The sequence below is a fragment of the Microbacterium sp. WCS2018Hpa-23 genome, assembly GCF_031843845.1.
Taxonomy (GTDB): Bacteria; Actinomycetota; Actinomycetes; order Actinomycetales; family Microbacteriaceae; genus Microbacterium.
Genome location: NZ_JAVTIZ010000006.1, coordinates 269,129 through 284,442 on the forward strand (window position 1 = coordinate 269,129; position 15,314 = coordinate 284,442).

13 protein-coding genes and 1 tRNA gene are annotated in these 15,314 nt (G+C 66.9%); 11 read left to right on the plus strand and 3 right to left on the minus strand.

The genetic code is table 11. From position 1 onward, the window contains the following. Positions 1-19 precede the first annotated feature (19 nt). Entirely contained in the window at positions 20-3,895 is a 3,876-nt protein-coding gene (gene rpoC, locus RQG77_RS12220) for a DNA-directed RNA polymerase subunit beta' (RefSeq protein WP_056309349.1), read from the plus strand. Positions 3,896-3,990: 95 nt separating this feature from the next. Here rpoC and RQG77_RS12225 read toward each other — a convergent pair whose 3' ends face one another. Further along, positions 3,991-4,587 (minus strand): hypothetical protein, encoded by a 597-nt coding sequence (locus RQG77_RS12225; protein WP_311244954.1) that lies wholly within the window; start codon positions 4,585-4,587, stop codon positions 3,991-3,993. Between the two features lie 86 nt (positions 4,588-4,673). Between RQG77_RS12225 and RQG77_RS12230 the strand changes: the two genes are divergently transcribed. The 6 genes from RQG77_RS12230 (at position 4,674) to RQG77_RS12255 (ending at position 8,083) form a co-directional block, all read left to right on the plus strand. Next, positions 4,674-5,603, plus strand: a complete 930-nt coding sequence (locus RQG77_RS12230) for a PfkB family carbohydrate kinase (protein ID WP_311244955.1) — start codon at positions 4,674-4,676, stop codon at positions 5,601-5,603. Positions 5,604-5,689: 86 nt separating this feature from the next. Further along, positions 5,690-5,774, plus strand: a tRNA-Tyr gene (locus RQG77_RS12235). 70 nt (positions 5,775-5,844) lie between these two features. Next, positions 5,845-6,258, plus strand: coding sequence for a hypothetical protein (locus RQG77_RS12240; protein ID WP_311244956.1), 414 nt, complete (start codon positions 5,845-5,847; stop codon positions 6,256-6,258). 47 nt (positions 6,259-6,305) lie between these two features. Continuing rightward, complete coding sequence (locus RQG77_RS12245; RefSeq protein ID WP_311244957.1) at positions 6,306-6,779, plus strand: heme-binding protein; 474 nt, start codon at positions 6,306-6,308, stop codon at positions 6,777-6,779. A 158-nt stretch (positions 6,780-6,937) separates the two neighbouring features. After that, positions 6,938-7,204, plus strand: coding sequence for a hypothetical protein (locus RQG77_RS12250; RefSeq protein WP_311244958.1), 267 nt, complete (start codon positions 6,938-6,940; stop codon positions 7,202-7,204). Between the two features lie 15 nt (positions 7,205-7,219). After that, the gene (locus RQG77_RS12255; RefSeq protein ID WP_311244959.1) at positions 7,220-8,083 is read left to right on the plus strand and encodes a hypothetical protein; all 864 of its coding nucleotides are present in this window, start codon (positions 7,220-7,222) and stop codon (positions 8,081-8,083) included. A 13-nt stretch (positions 8,084-8,096) separates the two neighbouring features. On the opposite strand, the gene RQG77_RS12260 is transcribed toward RQG77_RS12255, so the two are convergent. Next, positions 8,097-8,615, minus strand: a complete 519-nt coding sequence (locus RQG77_RS12260; RefSeq protein ID WP_311244960.1) for a gluconokinase — start codon at positions 8,613-8,615, stop codon at positions 8,097-8,099. A 7-nt stretch (positions 8,616-8,622) separates the two neighbouring features. Next, positions 8,623-10,032, minus strand: coding sequence for a GntP family permease (locus tag RQG77_RS12265; protein WP_396653411.1), 1,410 nt, complete (start codon positions 10,030-10,032; stop codon positions 8,623-8,625). Between the two features lie 137 nt (positions 10,033-10,169). On the opposite strand from RQG77_RS12265, the gene RQG77_RS12270 reads away from it, so the two are divergent. The 4 genes from RQG77_RS12270 (at position 10,170) to RQG77_RS12285 (ending at position 15,233) form a co-directional block, all read left to right on the plus strand. After that, on the plus strand, positions 10,170-10,877 hold the full coding sequence (locus tag RQG77_RS12270; protein ID WP_311244961.1) for an FCD domain-containing protein: 708 nt from the start codon (positions 10,170-10,172) through the stop codon (positions 10,875-10,877). A 118-nt stretch (positions 10,878-10,995) separates the two neighbouring features. Then, positions 10,996-13,638: a LuxR C-terminal-related transcriptional regulator gene (locus tag RQG77_RS12275; RefSeq protein WP_311244962.1), complete on the plus strand. Its 2,643-nt coding sequence runs from the start codon at positions 10,996-10,998 to the stop codon at positions 13,636-13,638. A 259-nt stretch (positions 13,639-13,897) separates the two neighbouring features. After that, complete coding sequence (locus RQG77_RS12280; RefSeq protein ID WP_056508234.1) at positions 13,898-14,389, plus strand: FBP domain-containing protein; 492 nt, start codon at positions 13,898-13,900, stop codon at positions 14,387-14,389. A gap of 46 nt (positions 14,390-14,435) precedes the next feature. Beyond that, positions 14,436-15,233, plus strand: coding sequence for an enoyl-CoA hydratase/isomerase family protein (locus RQG77_RS12285; RefSeq protein WP_311244963.1), 798 nt, complete (start codon positions 14,436-14,438; stop codon positions 15,231-15,233). The last annotated feature ends 81 nt before the right edge of the window (positions 15,234-15,314 follow it).

Consider the following 15,314-nt stretch of genomic DNA (forward strand, 5'->3'; position numbering starts at 1 on the left):
TTCCTACACAGGAGAATTTGTGCTCGAGTCAAACACTTTCGATGAGCTTCGCATCGGCCTGGCCACTGCGGATCACATCCGCGCCTGGTCCTACGGCGAGGTCAAGAAGCCTGAAACCATCAACTACCGCACCCTGAAGCCGGAGAAGGACGGTCTCTTCGGAGAGCAGATCTTCGGCCCGTCCCGCGACTGGGAGTGCGCCTGCGGCAAGTACAAGCGTGTCCGCTTCAAGGGCATCGTCTGCGAGCGCTGCGGCGTCGAGGTCACCAAGTCCTCGGTGCGTCGTGAGCGCATGGGTCACATCGAGCTCGCCGCTCCCGTCACCCACATCTGGTACTTCAAGGGTGTTCCCTCGCGTCTCGGCTACCTGCTCGACATGGCGCCGAAGGACCTCGAGAAGGTCATCTACTTCGCTGCCTACATGGTCATCTCGGTCGACGAGGATGCTCGTCACCGCGACCTCGGCACGCAGGAGAACAACATCCGCCTCGAGCTGAAGACGCTCGGAGACCGCCGCGACGCGAAGATCGCCGAGCGCCTGGCTCGCCTGGAGGAGGAGCTCGCTTCCCTCGAGGCAGAGGGCGCCAAGGCCGACGCGAAGAAGAAGGTCAAGGACGCCGGCGAGAAGGAGATGTCGCTCATCCGCAAGGGTGCCGACGAGGCGATCGCCAAGCTCGAGCGCGTGTGGGAAGACTTCCGCACCCTCGAGGTCGGGGCCCTCCGCCCCGAGGACGACGTCTTCCACGAGCTGCAGGACCGCTTCGGTCAGTACTTCGAGGCCTACATGGGCGCCGAGTCGATCCAGCGTCGCCTCGCGGCGTTCGACCTGGCTGCCGAGGCGGAGAGCCTGCACCTGCAGATCTCCGAGGGCAAGGGCCAGCGCAAGATCCGTGCGATCAAGCGTCTGAAGGTCGTCAACTCGTTCCTGGAGACCGGCATGAGCCCGGCCGCCATGGTCCTCGACGTCGTCCCGGTGATCCCGCCGGAGCTGCGCCCGATGGTGCAGCTCGACGGTGGCCGCTTCGCGACCTCCGACCTCAACGACCTCTACCGTCGTGTGATCAACCGCAACAACCGTCTTCGTCGTCTGATCGACCTCGGTGCCCCCGAGATCATCGTCAACAACGAGAAGCGGATGCTGCAGGAGGCCGTCGACGCACTGTTCGACAACGGTCGTCGTGGTCGCCCCGTCACGGGTACCGGCAACCGCGCCCTGAAGTCCCTCAGCGACATGCTGAAGGGTAAGCAGGGTCGTTTCCGCCAGAACCTGCTCGGCAAGCGCGTCGACTACTCGGGCCGTTCGGTCATCATCGTCGGACCGCAGCTGAAGCTGCACCAGTGCGGTCTGCCCAAGCAGATGGCTCTGGAGCTCTTCAAGCCGTTCGTGATCAAGCGCCTAATCGACCTCGGTCACTCGCAGAACATCAAGGCGGCCAAGCGCGCCGTCGAGCGCACCCGTCCCGAGGTCTGGGACGTGCTCGAGGAGATCATCCGCGAGCGTCCGGTGCTGCTCAACCGTGCACCCACCCTGCACCGTCTGGGCATCCAGGCGTTCGAGCCTCAGCTCGTCGAGGGCAAGGCCATCCAGCTGCACCCGCTCGTCTGCGCGGCGTTCAACGCCGACTTCGACGGTGACCAGATGGCTGTCCACCTGCCGCTGTCGGTCGAGGCTCAGGCCGAGGCCCGCGTGCTGATGCTCGCGTCGAACAACATCCTGAAGCCGTCCGACGGACGCCCGGTCACCCTGCCTTCGCAGGACATGATCATCGGTCTGCACCACCTGACCACGGTCAAGGCGGGCGCAGCCGGTGAGGGCCGTGCATTCGGTTCGGTGGGCGAGGCGATCCTGGCGAAGGACGAGGGCACCCTCGACCTGCAGGCCAAGGTCCGCATCCGCATCCCGGGTCTGACGTTCCTCGAGGGCGAAGCGCCCGAGGGCTACGAGCGTCACGGTCTCGTCGACGCGTCGCTCGGACAGGCGATCTTCAACGACACGCTTCCCAAGGGATACCCGTTCGTCCGCGAGCAGGCTGACAAGAACAAGCTGTCGCAGATCGTCAACAAGCTGGCCGAGGAGTACCCCAAGGTCGAGACGGCTGCGTCGCTCGACCGCATCAAGGACGCCGGTTTCTACTGGGCCACGCGCTCGGGTGTGACCGTCGCTCTGAGCGACATCCTCACGCCGCCGAACAAGGCTGAGATCGTCGCGGGCTACGAGAAGCAGGCCGCGAAGGTCCAGTCCCAGTACGAGAAGGGCCTCACGACCGACGTCGAGCGTCGTCAGGAGCTCATCAAGATCTGGACCGAGGCGACCGACGAGGTCCAGGCCGCGATGAAGGCGAACTTCCCTGAGGACAACACCATCAACCGCATGGTGTCCTCTGGCGCTCGTGGTAACTGGCTGCAGATCCGGAACATCGCCGGTATGCGTGGTCTGGTGAACAACCCCAAGGGTGAGATCATCCCGCGTCCGATCATCTCCTCGTACCGCGAGGGTCTGTCGGTTGCGGAGTACTTCATCGCGACGCACGGTACCCGTAAGGGTCTGGCCGACACCGCTCTGCGTACTGCTGACTCGGGTTACCTGACCCGTCGTCTGGTGGATGTCTCGCAGGACGTCATCATCCGCGAAGAGGACTGCGGCACGTCGAAGGGCCTCGAGCTCCCGATCGCCGCTCCGAACTCGCAGGGTGAGCTGGTGCGCGACGCGAACGTCGAGAACTCGGTGTTCGCTCGTACCCTGGCCTCCGACGTGGTCGACAGCAAGGGCGAGGTCCTCGCCTCTGCCGGCGACGACGTGGGTGACGTGCTCATCGACAAGCTGGTCGCGCTGGGCGTCGAGAGCATCAAGGTGCGCTCGGTTCTCACCTGCGACTCCGCTGTCGGTGTCTGCGCGCAGTGCTACGGCCGTTCGCTCGCGACGGGTAAGACCGTCGACATCGGAGAGGCCGTCGGCATCATCGCGGCCCAGTCGATCGGTGAGCCCGGTACCCAGCTGACGATGCGTACCTTCCACACCGGTGGTTCCGCGTCCGCAGATGACATCACGCAGGGTCTTCCCCGTGTGCAGGAGCTCTTCGAGGCTCGTACCCCGAAGGCCGCATCGCCGATCGCCGAGGCCGATGGCCGCATCACGATCGATGAGACGGACAAGGCCAAGAGGCTCATCCTGACGCCCGACAACGGTGACGAGGAAGTGATCTACCCGGTCCTGAAGCGTGCGACGCTTCTGGTCGAGGACGGTCAGCACGTCAGCGTCGGTCAGCCGCTCCTGGTCGGCACGCTCGACCCCAAGGAGGTCATGCGTGTCATGGGCGCCCGCGAGGTGCAGCGTTACCTCGTCGGTGGCGTCCAGGGCGTCTACCGCTCGCAGGGTGTGCCGATCCACGACAAGCACATCGAGGTCATCGTCCGTCAGATGCTCCGCAAGGTCACCGTCGTCGATCACGCCGACACGACCCTGCTCCCGGGTGAGATGGTCGACCTCAAGCGCTACCAGGCGATCAACCGCGAGGCAGTGGCAGAGGGCAAGCGCCCCGCGTCCGGCCGTTCGGAGCTGATGGGTATCACGAAGGCGTCGCTCGCGACGGAGTCGTGGCTGTCGGCCGCCTCCTTCCAGGAGACGACCCGCGTGCTCACCGAGGCTGCGATGCAGGGCAAGCGCGACCCGCTGGTCGGTCTCAAGGAGAACGTCATCATCGGAAAGCTCATCCCCGCCGGAACCGGTCTCTCGAAGTACCGCGACGTCACGGTCGAGGCGACGGAAGAAGCCAAGAGCGAGCGCTACCCGAACCGGATCTTCGCATCCGACGGTGCGTACGCAGACGGTGACTTCGGTTACGTCGACTTCGACGCGTTCTCGACGGACGACATCACGCCGGGTACGTACAACTGACGTACTGAGTGAGTAGAAGAAGGCCCCGGGCGATGCGCCCGGGGCCTTCTTCGTGCCCGGTCGGAGGCGACAGGATCGGCGTCGTCTGGGGCGGGTCAGTCGAACAGGTGCGCGATGATGCTCGACGTGTAGCCCGAGGGGGCGAGGTTCGAGTAGCGGGAGTCGATCAGCACGTCGTCGCGCCAGAACAGGGTGCGCCCGTCCGTCACGGGGTACTGGGGGTTCTGCCAGGTCTTCTCGCAGCGTGTGCCGCCGTCCGGGGCGAAGCAGGTGAAGCCCTCGTTCGTGACGAGGGCATTCAGCATGTCGAGGGCGGGTCCGCGGTTCATGAGCGAGATCGTGGTGACGAGCCGGGTGGTGTCGGCGCGAGGATCCGCCCAGATGCAGGTGAGAGTACCGTCATCCGCGACGCCCGACGGACCGAAGGCCGCGTCGTTCAGCGGGACCCCGTCGAGCTGCGCCAGCACGTCTTCCGAGAGGATCGCCCGGCAGTCGGTCGGCAGGGAGATCGGTGCGGTCGTGGGAGTGGGGGATGCCGTGGGCGAGGGGCTCGTGGTGTCGCCCGGAGTGGAGGTCGACGACGGCTCAGGCGATGCGCTCTGCTCGGCGCTGCCGGAACCGGCAGGATCGCAGCCTGTCAGTACGGCGATGAGCAGAAGAGCCGCAGCGCCGGCGGCGAGTCGCGCGTTCATGCGCTCACCGTAGCGCCGGGGGGATCGGGGGAACGGGAGGCAGACCGTGCCGCCGCAGATGCCGTTCGCGCGGTAGTGTCGGCGGAATGAGCGTTGATTCCTCCCGTGCGTCCGGTGCCGTCGTCGTCGGAGACGCGCTGATCGATGAGATCCGTGACGATGCCGGTGTGCGCGAGCTCGTCGGCGGAGCGGCATTGAATGTGGCCGTCGGCCTTCGACGACTCGGTGTGCCGACCACTCTGATCGCGATGGTCGGCGATGACGAGGCGGGTGCGCACATCCGCGAATACCTCGAGGACCACGACGTCAGACTGATCGCGAGTGAGGCTCCGCTCGGCTCTTCGAGGGCCATCGTCGAACGCGGGCCGGACGGCGAGCCCGTGTACGTCTTCAACGAGGCGGCGCAGAGGCGCAGCATCCGCTATTCCGATGAGGCCGTGCATGCCATGGCCGATGCCGGTCTCGTGGCCGTCAGCTGCTTCCCCTTCGATGTCCCCGCCGAGGTCGACGCTCTCCTGGCCGCCGCCGGTGACGCTCGTCTCGCCATCGATCCCAACCCGCGATCGGGCATGCTGAGCGACCGCGAGGAGTTCGTGCGGGGCTTCGAGCGTGCGGCCGCAGGGGCTGCGATCGTCAAGGTGGGCGCGGATGACGCCGCACTCCTCTACGACGGCGACCTCGACGGGCTCCGCGCGCGGCTACGCGGGCTCGGGGTGCGTGCCGTGCTCGCGACAGCAGGTGCCGACGGCGCCGCACTCGAGTCGGATGCCGGAGTGGTCACCGCTCCCATCTCGGCGTTGCCGGGGCGCGTGGTCGACACCGTCGGTGCCGGCGATGCGACGCTCGCGGCGGTGGCTGCGGGACTCGCCGAGGGTACACCTGCCCATGTGGAGGGATGGCAGGAGCTGCTCGATCGGGCCATGGATGTGGCCGCGGCGACGTGTCGCGCCGAGGGCGGCCTGTTGCGCACTCCGGAGTCTCTGGCGGACGCCGACCGAGGCGTCTTCGGCAGCTGACGTCTCGATTTCACGCGCCTGCCGTTCGCAGGTATGATTATCTATCGTGCCCCCGGTTGGCTGTCGAAGTCGGACGGGTGCGCTCTGGCGAGTTACCCAAGCGGCCAAAGGGATCTGACTGTAAATCAGACTGCATCGCATTCGGGGGTTCGAATCCCTCACTCGCCACCATCGAAAAGCTCCGGACCTGCCTCAGGCATCCGGGGCTTTCGTCGTCTCCGGGGTGGAGAGGGCAGTATGGATGCGGCGACAGATCATCCGGGGGAGCGCTGTGGACGAAGAGGACCGGCGAGCGCTGCACCGATGGGCGAGAGGCGCCGTGCAGTACTTCGCGTGTCTGCTGCCTCTCGGCGCGGCCGCCACCGTGTTCTTCGTCGTCGCGGGCAGTGTGAGAGTGGCCACGCGCGCTGAGCTGCAGCACGCGGTGTTCGGGTGGCCATTCGGGTGGGTGACGCAGGATCTCTCGCGCTACGAACCCGTCGCTTACCCCACCACGGTCGAATTCGAGTATCAGCGCGCGTGGCATGATCCGATCGAGACCTCGTACGACTGGTGGCTGTTCGCAGCGAACGGTGCGATTCTGAGCGCCATCCTGACAACGATCCTGCTGATCGGCCTCGGAATCCTCAGGGTGAGGCGGGCGCTGCGCGAGTAGGCGAGCTACAGTCTGAGGCGAGTCGTCCACGAGAGAGAGGCATGCCGATGAGTGATCACGCGAGGCTGGCACAGCTGGAGGCGGAGCACGTCGAGCTCGTACTCCGCCGGTTCGACCGCAGGGATGCCTGGGATCTCGGGCGCTCCATCGCGGAGAGGGCACTGGCCGAGGGCTTCCCTGTGACCGTGGATGTGCGCACATCGTCCGGCATCCTGTTCCATGCGTCCTTGCCTGGCGCGACCAGCGACAACGACGTGTGGGCCGCGAAGAAGGCGGCGACCGCCCTGCGGTTCGAGACCAGCACGGCACTGCTCGAGACACGAATCGAGAACGGGGGGCGCGACATGTACGAGCAGGGATGGCTCGACCCCGTCGTGTACGCGGTTGCGGGAGGCGCAGTGCCCATCCGCGTCGACGGTGTGGGTGTCGTCGCGGTCGCCACCGTATCCGGCCTTCCGTCGGCGGATGACCACGACCTGGTAGTGGCAGGGATCACGAGCTTGGGGCTGCTCCACGACTGACGACGGTGGCATGGTGCGTGGGTGGCGGTCTCGTGGGCGCTCTCTCATCTGGATCCGCGCGGAGGTTTCTGGACAGCGTGCAGAAATAGCTGGACAGTGACGTCTCGCAAGCGCATAATCGTCACACACAGGACATGGCCGTTGCGAAGGAGCATCCCATGAGTGACACGAATGAACCCTCGGAGCTGTTCACCTCAGCTGACGGGCCCAGCGGCGCGTCGATCACCGACTGGACCGATCTCGGGCGGGAGATGTGGGCATACCTGACCGGTCGAGGCGCTGCCGTGAACTACACGTTCGACGACATGACCGTCGAGGTGCCGCGGGATATCGGACCGGACGCCCCTCGTGCGACGTGGAAGTTCAACGGCACTCTGCGGGTCACCACCAGTGACAGCGCAACGGGCGACTCCCGCGCGGTCTGAACGGAACCCACGCCGATGATCCGCCTCGACATGGACCTGAGAGTCGAGCAGGTCGGACCGGACGATGACACCCCGATGCGGTTCACCGTCCGGGCCGCCGGGCAAGAGGTCATCATCACCTTCGACGACACCCACGGGCTCGGGGCGCTGAGTCGCCACGACCTCACGCACCTCGGCCCTCTCGCAGACGGCCTCGCACGCAGAGGCATCAGCGTGCGTGTGGTCGGCCCGAAGGGTACCCTCGTGCAGTTGGGCGTTGTGAAGTCCGGCCCGGTCGGTCGGGCGATCGCCGGTTCCCCCCACATCAAGATCGGTCGGCTCAGCGCGCTTCTCGCCGAGGTCCAGCATCGAGAACAAGGCAAGGTGTCGCCGTTCACCGTTCCACCGGCGACGCTGTTCCCCGTCATCCCCACTCTGGCCAGGAGCGTCCGACGACACGTCACGACGACTCACTACATCCCGGGGTCCGGCCGTCCACGGCTGATCTTCGCTGTCGGATCCGGTGACTGGAACAACAGCAGACCGAGAGAATTCGATCTGCTGTCCGGACGCACGACGATCGGTTCGGGACCAGACGCAGATCTGCGACTGGACGGACTCGAGAAGCTGCATGCCGAGATCCGGCACAACGAGGATGACGAGTACGTCCTCTACTCGTTCGCCGCGACCGGCGGAGGGCGTCCGAACCTGCCCCACAGCAAAGAGGACGCCAGAATCCTCCGAACCGGTTCGCGTATCGAGATCGGCCCCTGGCGGCTCGCCTACTACCGAGAGGAGTTCGCCGACCACGGCCGCCCCTTCGGAGGGCGACAGGGCGGGGAGTACGCGTTCCAACGACAGCAGCCGATTCGGCCCTACGGGTCGGGGGAGCTCGGCTGACGGTCCTCCTGTATCAGTAGTCGGGATGCAGGCGCAGCCGTGAGGCGATCTGCGCCGCCTGCTCGGCGGGCGTCAGAGCGATGTCGATCTCGATCGACCTCTCGTCGTCCTCCAGTGCTTCCAGCGTCGCGAACTGGGAGTCGAGCAGCGTCGTCGGCATGAAGTGCCCTTCACGTCGCAGCATCCGGTCGAGGATGAGTTGGCGCTCGCCTGCGAAGTGCACGAACGTGACCGCATCTCGGCGCAGCACGTCGCGGTAGCTGCGCTTCAACGCAGAGCAGGTGACGATGCCGGGCTCACCCGCCTCGATGCGATCGTCGATCCATTCGGCGATGAGGTCGAGCCACGGCCAGCGGTCTTCGTCGGTGAGGGCGTGACCGGCAGCCATCTTGGCGACGTTCGCCGCGGGGTGCAGGTCGTCGCCCTCTTCGAAGGCCCAGCCGAGGCGGCCGGCGAGCATCGCCGCGACCGTGGATTTTCCTGTGCTGGCGACGCCCATGAAGACGAGAACGGGTGCGTTGACGGACATCATGGCGCGCTCAGACGAAGATGCTCAGGACGAGGACGCCGGCGAGGCCGGTGACCGAGATCAGGCATTCGAGAACTGTCCATGACTTCAGAGTCTGCGGGATGCTGAGGCCGAAGTACTCCTTGATGAGCCAGAACCCCGCGTCGTTGACGTGCGAGAGGAAGACCGAGCCGGAGCCGATGGCGAGCACGAGCAGGGCGACCATGGGCGAGTCGAGCGTCTCGGTGAGCGGCTGCAGGATGCCGGCGGCGGTGATGGTCGCGACAGTCGCGGATCCGGTGGCGATGCGGATGACGACGGCGACGAGCCACGCGAGGATCAGCACCGACACGGACGAGCCCGACACGAACTGCGCGATCACGTCGCCGATGCCGGTGTCGACCAGCACCTGCTTGAAACCGCCACCGGCGCCGACGATCAGGAGGATGCCGGCGATCGGACCGAGCGACGAACCCACGATGTCGTTGATCTTGGTGCGGTCGAATCCGGCGCCGCGACCGAGGATGAAGAATCCGGCGAGCACGGCGATGAGCAGCGCGATGACCGGTGTTCCGAGGAAGTCGAGCGTGACCTTCCAGGGGGCGTCGGAGCCCGCAGCCGAGATGTCGGCCACGGCCTTGGCGAGCATGAGGAAGACCGGGAGCAGGATGCTGAACAGCGTGGCGCCGAACGACGGGCGGCGACGCTGCTCGACGCCCTCGTCCTCATCAGTCACGAAGAGCTCGGGGACAGGGACGTCGACCCAGCGGGCGGCGAAGCGGGCGAACAGCGGCCCGGAGATGATGACCGCGGGGATCGCGACGATGACGCCGAACGCGAGTGTGAGCCCGAGGTTGGCGCCGAGTGCATCGATGGCGGCGAGCGGCCCGGGGTGCGGCGGCACGAGTCCGTGCATCGCCGAGAGACCCGCGAGCGTGGGGATCGCGATGCGCATCAGCGGAGCGCCGGAGCGACGGGCGACGAGGATGATCACCGGCACGAGGAGCACGAGGCCGACCTCGAAGAACATCGGCAGACCGATCACAGCACCGATGAGGCCCATGACCCAGGGGAGGGAGCGGGCGCTGGCCCGGCTGACGAGAGTGTCGACGATGCGGTCGGCTCCGCCGGAGTCGGCGAGGAGCTTGCCGTAGATCGCTCCGAGCGCGATCAGGATGCCGACGCCGCCCATGGTCGTGCCGAAGCCCGTCGAGAAGCTGGTGACGGAGGCGGCGATGTCCATGCCCGCGATCGCGCCCGTGGCGAGTGCGCCGATGGTGAGCGACAGGAACGGGTGCAGCTTCACCCAGGTGATCAGCACGATGATGATCGCGATGCCGATCACGGCTGCGGCGATGAGCTGGCCGGCAGGCTGAGGGGTGGCTGCGGTGTCGGTGGCGGCCATCATGAGCGCGTCAGCGGCGGGGGTGAAGAGTGCCATGAGCTTCCTTGATCCGGGCGTTGTTTACGACCTTATGCCGTACATAATAAGCACGCATACCATGTCATGCGCAACATAACCGAAACATGAGTGTGAGATGTCCCGCCTGACGACGTCGCCGAGGGCATACTCGTCATATGACCGTCTCCAGCGCCGGAAGCCCCGTTCACGACTCCCTGGTCGCCGAACTCGGGCGCGCGATCGTCGACGGAGTGCACGCTCCCGGGTCGAGGATGCTCACGGTCGACGTCGCACAGGAGCGAGGGGTGTCCCGCTCTGCCGCGCGCGAAGCCGTTCGCGTTCTCGAGTCGTTCGGTCTGGTCTGGGTGCGCCGCAAGTCAGGGGTCGAGGTGCGCCCTCGCGCCGACTGGAACGTCTACGCCCCCGAGGTGATCTCCTGGAGACTGGCGGGTCCCGGGCGAGACGAGCAGCTCCGCGAACTGAGTCAGCTGCGTTCGGTCATCGAGCCACTGGCTGCGCAGCTCGCTGCCGGCACGGCGACCTCAGAGCAGAAGGTCGATCTCGTCTCGCTCGTCGTGGCGATGGGGCAGGAGGACCATGAGGCGGATCGCGAGCGCTACCTCACGGCCGACATCCGCTTCCACCGGCTGCTGCTGGAGTCTTCCGGCAACGGCATGCTCGCCGCTCTAGGCGGCACGGTCGAGGCCGTACTGCGGGGCCGGACCGTGCACGATCTGATGCCGCATGTGGCGAATGAGAGCGCGGTGCAGTGGCACAGGGATGTGGCGTTCGCTGTGGCGAGCGGCGATGCGGATTCGGCCGCCGCCGCGATGCGGAACATCGTCTCGGAGGCGGACGAGGCGATGCAGCGCGCCGCCGAGTAGGCGGGACCTGCGGCCCCACTGATATCTCGGTATACGTCCGTCCACGCAGTATTCCGGACTCGTTCGCAGATCTACGATCGGAGCGCGGAGAGATTCGCGTTCTCGGGGGAGGCGAGCGATGGCGCAGGGACCAGGGGGAGCGGCGCGCGGAGCGCGCCTTCCGCTGCACATGCTCGATCGCCCGAGGCTGACGGAGCTTCTCGACCGCGGCCATGCCCTGACGGTGGTGAGCGGCCCGGCAGGCGGGGGCAAATCGGTTCTGCTCAGCCAATGGGCGGCCGCGCAGGACAGCCAGGAGGTCGCATCGGTGCGACTCGCCTTCGACGAGAGCATCACGAATGAGCACCTCATGCTGGGGGAGATCCTGGCGCAGCTCGTCGTTCAGGATCTGATCTCCGATCGACACGCCGCACGCTCGGCGCTTCGCGGGTTCGACAGCCTGCGTGACCCGGCAGGCGAGATCGGACGACTCCTCGGTGATCTCGCCAGACCCTGCGTGATCCTGATCGACAATGCGGAGAGAGCCGACGAGAGATCACTGCTGAACCGGAGCATCGAGCTGCTCGACGCCGCGCCTCTGCTGCGGATCGTCCTGGCTACGCGTCGCTCGACCGTGACACGGACGTTGCCGATGCTCGTCTCCGCGGACGTCTGCGTGATCGGTCCTGCACAGCTCTTCTTCACCCGCGACGAAGCTCGCGAGGTGGTGCAACGTCTTTCCGTCCGGACGATCCCCGCGCATGTGCTCGGAGACGAGAGCGCACTGCCACTCGCCGCTCGGGCCTTGGGGCTGACGCTCGCGACGCAATCCGCGCCCGTCGAGATCGCCACCGTCGAGGTGCAGGAACTCGCTGATGCTCTGATGGCGGGACTCATCGGTTCGGATGCTCCGCCGGACTTCGAGGAGTTCCTGGTGCGGACATCGGTGCCGGGCCGAGTCACGCGCGAGATCGCCGAGCGTCTCGGATGGCCGGACGGCGGTGACGAGCACCTCGATCGCGCGGAGCTGTATGGACTCGGGATGTGGGAGTCGGGTTCCGACGGTCTGGCCTTCCTCTACACGCCGCTGCTGCGGGAGGCGCTCGTGCGCAGACTCGATCAGCGATCGTCCGAGTCCGTGGCGTCGATCCGTCGAACGGTCGCGCTCTGGGCCTCCGAGCACGGCCGCCATCTCGAGGCATTGACGAACGCGATGAGGGGGAAGGACTACGTCCTCGCGTCGCGCCTCGGTCGCAAATCGTGGTTCATCCTTTCCCGATCGAGTCCGGAGGACGTCGAGGCGCTGCTGCGACGCGAGAACCCGCTCGTGCTCGCGCGTCACCCGTTGCTCGGCATGCTGCTGGCTCTGGTCCTGCTGCGCCTCGGTCAGCGGCTGCGTGCATTCGCGTACTTCCAGGGTGCCGCGCTGTCCCTTCGCCGGCGGGGGCTCGACGACGATCCGGTCGAGCGGTTCTGGATGCTGAGCGCGAAGACGCTCGCCGAGCGTTTCGCCGGGCAGTTCCGGCGATCGGGAGCCACAGCCGACCTGGTGGTGAGGGCGTACACCGCTATGGATGCCGAGCAGCGCGCCGAGTGCACCGGGTTCGCGGCGCTGCTGCTCAGCAACTGCGGGCTGAGCTACCTGCAACTCGGGCGGATCTCGGATGCCGTCGAGGTTCTGGAGCTCGGCATGACGATCCAGGTCGCGCACACCGTCATGATCCTCGAAGACGGCGTCCGATTGCGGATGCCGGATGACGACGGCGGCTGGTACCACTGCGCGGCGACTCTCGCCGGCGTCTACGCCCTGCGGGGACGGCTTTCCGACGCTCGACGTGTCCTGGACGAGATCGACGACGCCGATCCGCCGCCCGCATGGCGTTCCGAGCAGTTCGGGATCCTGGAGCAGATCGCGCATGCGATCCTCGCCGTTGCGGCGCTCGATCTCGACGAGGCCAGGCGTCGCACGGATTCGATCGCCCACCATCTCGGCACCGCAGAGCTCTGGCCGTATCTGGTCTGCATTCAGAGCGAGATCGATGTTCGCGGCGGACATCCGGCCGAGGCATCGCTCTCCCTCACGAATGCGCTCGGCCGGGGAGTCAACGCGGCGGTCTCCGAGTACGGATCATCGAGATTGGCGGTCGCACGGGCGATGTCGTCCTTGGCCATGGGCGACCAGGCAGCCGCTCATCGGACACTGGCCGCGCTGCCTGCAGACGACCCGGCACGGAACGTCGTCGAGGGTCTCACTGCGCTGCTCACGCGCGACGACGCGCGCGCCTTCGCCGCCGCAGAGATCGCACAGTCCGATGACGAGCCGGATCTCGATCGACTCTGCCTCGCTGCGGTCACCTCAGCGGTTGCGGCGGCTCGGCTGGGCAAGCGCGAAGCGTCTGCGAAGGCTTTCTCCCGGGCGACTGCGGTGATGAGGGAGGAGCGCTCGTATGCTCCGCTGGCGTTGTTCGGATCGGACGTCCTGCAGGAGCTCCGTGAACTCTCAGGGCCCACTGAACGGGACTTCCTCGACTCGTATCTCTCGCGTGCATCCGAGAGATGCCCCTTCCCGGCGTTGCCGCCTCCGGTCCGACTCACGTCGAGGGAGCTCGCCGTGATGCGAGAGCTTCGCAGGACGTCGTCGACGGATGCTCTCGCCGCAGCTCTCTTCGTCTCTCCGAACACTGTGAAGGTTCAACGCCGCAGCGCCTATCGCAAGCTCGGCGCATCGAACAGGGATCAGGCTCTTCTGCGCGCCGCAGAACTGGGCCTGCTCGACGAATGAGCGGAGCCGTCGATCGAGGCGCACCTCGCGTTCGGGTGACGCGAGGTGCGCCTCACAGTCGGGAGCGTGTGGGAGGGGCGAACCTGGGGGTTCGTGCTCTCGTCGACCTGTGTTCACGGTAGGTGCGGGCCCGCGGACGTATCGAGCGGGGGCCTGATCCGGGCAGTATTTCACCCCGGAACTCGCCCTCGCGTGCCGCCCCGGAAACCGGCGCCCCGGGGCGCGCTCCCACCGGTAACGGTTTTCATAGACTGGACGGATGCGAGCGCTCACCGAAGCAGACATCCGCGCGTCCTTCGTCAACGCGGATGAAGACGAGCTGCGGGTCATGGAGATGCCCCACGATCTGGTGCTGATCGACTGGGACTACCTGGATTTCTTCGCGTGGCGGGATCCGGGTGCAGGTCGCCGGGGCTACGTCCTGACCCAGCACGAGGGACGGGTCGCGGGCGTCGTGCTCCGGGCATCTGACCCCGGTCGGCATCGTTCGGGGATGTGCAACATCTGCCACACGCTGCAGCCGGGCAACCAGGTCGCCCTGTTCTCCGCGCGGCGCGTCGGCGAGGCCGGAGCACGCGGCGACTCAGTGGGCACCTACATGTGCGCCGACCTGTCATGCCACGAGAACGTGCGGCTCGCGCACCCCCTCGCACCCAACGAGGTGCTGGCGCCTGGGCAGGTCGACCTGCGTCTCGACGGCACCAGGCGGCGCATGGAGGGTTTCGCCAAACGCGTGCAGGAACAGCACTGATCGCGATTACCCTGGGGGCCTACGTCCTGTGCTCGAAGGAGAAGCCATGAGCGATGCCATCCTGTTCTCGGTCGACGAGGGGTTGGCTCGGCTCACGCTGAACCGCCCCGCGCGACTCAACGCCTTCAACGCCGATCTCGCGCACGCCTGGCGCGATGCAACGGCGGAGGCGACGTCGCGGGCTGACGTGAAGGCCATCCTTGTCGATGCGGCGGGTCCCGCGTTCTGCGCCGGCGGCGACGTCATAGAGATGGCGACGACGATGGGCTCCGGTGACGAGATCACCGCGCTCGCCGAGGTGATCAACAGCGGCATCCGCTCGCTGACCGAGTCTGCGGTGCCCGTGGTCGCGGCGGCCCACGGCACGACAGCCGGCGGTGGACTCGGCATCCTGCTCAGCAGCGACTACGCCGTCGTCGGCTCGCGCTCTCGCCTGGGCAGTCTGTACGCGAACATCGGTCTCACCCCCGATCTCTCCGTATCGGCGCAGCTGGCTCGCGCGATCGGACAACGCCGCGCGCTTCAGCTCGTGCTGCAGGATCGTCTCCTCTCCGCCGCCGAGGCGGTCGAGTGGGGACTCGTCGCCGAGTCCATTGAGGGTGCCGACTCGCCGGACGAGGCCGACAAGGTGCGGGCACGCGCCGAGGAGGTCGCCCGGTTCTGGCTGGCCGGTGCCGCCGAGGCATACGGCCATGCCAAGAGGCTCGTGCGAACGCAACCCGAGCGCACGTTCGCCGAGCAGCTGAGCGAGGAGGCCCGGTCCATCGGTGCCTCCATGGCGACGGCCGACGCGCAGGCCAGGATCACCGCCTTCGCGGCATCGTCGGCTCGTAAGGGCGGTTGAGTGCCGGCGAGCGGCCGCGCGCGAGAAGTTGTCCCCGATCGCGCCGGCGCCCCTGCTCGAACGCCGACGCATGCAAGGATG

Coding starts and splice junctions, on each gene's coding strand:
- RQG77_RS12225 (WP_311244954.1), bottom strand. CDS start 4,587: ATGAACGCGCGACTCGCCGCCGGCGCTGCGGCTCTTCTGCTCATCGCC.
- RQG77_RS12230 (WP_311244955.1), top strand. CDS start 4,674: ATGAGCGTTGATTCCTCCCGTGCGTCCGGTGCCGTCGTCGTCGGAGAC.
- RQG77_RS12240 (WP_311244956.1), top strand. CDS start 5,845: ATGCGGCGACAGATCATCCGGGGGAGCGCTGTGGACGAAGAGGACCGG.
- RQG77_RS12245 (WP_311244957.1), top strand. CDS start 6,306: ATGAGTGATCACGCGAGGCTGGCACAGCTGGAGGCGGAGCACGTCGAG.
- RQG77_RS12250 (WP_311244958.1), top strand. CDS start 6,938: ATGAGTGACACGAATGAACCCTCGGAGCTGTTCACCTCAGCTGACGGG.
- RQG77_RS12255 (WP_311244959.1), top strand. CDS start 7,220: ATGATCCGCCTCGACATGGACCTGAGAGTCGAGCAGGTCGGACCGGAC.
- RQG77_RS12260 (WP_311244960.1), bottom strand. CDS start 8,615: ATGATGTCCGTCAACGCACCCGTTCTCGTCTTCATGGGCGTCGCCAGC.
- RQG77_RS12265 (WP_396653411.1), bottom strand. CDS start 10,032: ATGGCACTCTTCACCCCCGCCGCTGACGCGCTCATGATGGCCGCCACC.
- RQG77_RS12270 (WP_311244961.1), top strand. CDS start 10,170: ATGACCGTCTCCAGCGCCGGAAGCCCCGTTCACGACTCCCTGGTCGCC.
- RQG77_RS12275 (WP_311244962.1), top strand. CDS start 10,996: ATGGCGCAGGGACCAGGGGGAGCGGCGCGCGGAGCGCGCCTTCCGCTG.
- RQG77_RS12280 (WP_056508234.1), top strand. CDS start 13,898: ATGCGAGCGCTCACCGAAGCAGACATCCGCGCGTCCTTCGTCAACGCG.
- RQG77_RS12285 (WP_311244963.1), top strand. CDS start 14,436: ATGAGCGATGCCATCCTGTTCTCGGTCGACGAGGGGTTGGCTCGGCTC.